2 protein-coding genes are annotated in these 1,632 nt (G+C 75.3%); one reads left to right on the top strand and one right to left on the bottom strand.

What is annotated here, in order from left to right; all coding sequences use genetic code 11:
- Positions 1–242: 242 nt before the first annotated feature.
- Positions 243–749: a DnaJ C-terminal domain-containing protein gene (locus QH283_RS06630; protein ID WP_280502132.1), complete on the top strand. Its 507-nt coding sequence runs from the start codon at positions 243–245 to the stop codon at positions 747–749.
- A 146-nt stretch (positions 750–895) separates the two neighbouring features.
- On the opposite strand, the gene QH283_RS06625 is transcribed toward QH283_RS06630, so the two are convergent.
- Positions 896–1,632, bottom strand: a 737-nt coding sequence (locus tag QH283_RS06625) for an aspartate/glutamate racemase family protein (RefSeq protein WP_432420675.1), incomplete at its 5' end; no start/stop codon positions are given.

The raw sequence follows: 1,632 nt of genomic DNA, 5'->3' as shown, positions 1-1,632 counted from the left end.
TTTCGGCCCTCTGCGGGGCGGGGGGGGGCGGGGGTTTGGCCGGGGGGTCGCCCCACCTGGCCGGGTGGGGGTCCCTGCCCGCGGGGGGGCCCCTGCGGCCGCCGGGCCACGGCCCGCCGCCCTCGGCGCCCTACCCCACGCCCCCGCCCTCCCCCGCCGGCCCGCCGCCGAGCGACCAGGGCGTGTCGCCGCCCGGTTCCGCGCCGCCGAGTGAGCGAGGTCGCGACATCGGCTCACCCGTCGTGCTGAGTCTCGAGGAGTGCGGCACCGGCGTGCTGAAGCCGATCACCTACGACACCCGCGCCGTGTGCGAGGAATGCCGGGGCGCGGGCAGACCGGCCGGCCTCTGCGGCAAGTGCGGCGGCGACGGCCGGGTCGGGGTGCGGCGGACCTTGCAGGCCAGGATTCCTCCGGGTGTCGAGGCGGGACAACGCATCCGGCTGGCCGGTCAGGGCGAAGCGGGCCGGGGCGGCGGACAGCCCGGCGACCTCTTCCTCGAGGTGTCCGTGCTGTCGCACCCGGCGTTCACCCGCGAGGGCGACAGCCTGCACACCGCGGCCCGCATCCCGCCACCGCACGCGATGCGGGGCGGCCCGCTGACCATCACCACACTGCTCGACGGGACGGCGGTCGTGCAGGTGCTTCCCGGCACCACATCCGGGTCCGTGGTGACACTGACCGGTTACGGGATGCCCCGGGTGGGCACGACGCAGCGCGGCGATCTCCACGTCCACATCCACACGGGGTAGGTCAGCCGCTCCACGGATCGATCAGCGGCACGTTCGGGCTCGCGAAGCCCCGCACGTCGCGGGTCACACGACCGTCGTACCGGGCTCGGCCGCCGTCGCACCGACGGATTCGCGGCTGGATCCGGCTCGCGCAGCTCGCTGACCGGCTAGGAGCCGAAGTCGTGGAGGATTCCGGTGTAGGGCTTGGGTGGGGGCGGGGCGAACTCGCCTCGGCCGGCGGGGCGAAGGCGCATGGTGGCCATGGACTGGACGGTGAGGGTGGCGGCGGCGACGCCGTCGACCACGGGGACGCCGATGTCGGCGGTGATGTGGGCGGCGAGGTCGGTCATGCCCGCGCAGCCGAGGACCACGGCGTCGGATTCGTCGTGTTCGATTGCCTGCCTACAGGCCTCGGTGACGATCTTGCGCGCCGCGGGGTCGGTGTCGAGGGCGAGGACGGGCAGGTGGCAGGCGTGCAGGCCGAGGCAGAAGCGGGACATGCCGTAGCGCTCGAGCAGGTCGGCGGCGCGGCCGAGGGTGCGGGTGAGGGTGGTGACGACGCTGAAGCCGCGGCCGAGGTGGCTCGCGGTGTGGAAGGCTGCTTCGGCGATGCCGACCACGGGGGCGTTCGCCAGTTCGCGGGCGGCGTCGAGGCCGGGGTCGCCGAAACAGGCGATGACGTAGCCCGCGACGGGCTCGGGTTCGGCTTCGGCACGGCGGATGGCGTCGAGCAGGCCGGGGACGCTGAGTGCTTCGTCGTACTGGCTCTCGATGGAGGCGGGGCCCATGGCGGAGGTGACCGCGTCGACGCGGGTGGGCCCGGGCGGGGCGGGCCCGGGGCCCCCGGGGGAGAGAGCGGGGGAGAACCCCCCGGGGGGTGGGGGGTGGGGGCCCCCAAGCGGCA

It is taken from the genome of Nocardia farcinica, from assembly GCF_029867845.1.
In the GTDB taxonomy this organism is placed as follows: Bacteria; Actinomycetota; Actinomycetes; order Mycobacteriales; family Mycobacteriaceae; genus Nocardia; species Nocardia farcinica_A.
The sequence above is the reverse complement of the archived record's forward strand: the minus strand, read 5'-3'. Positions and strand labels throughout refer to the sequence as shown.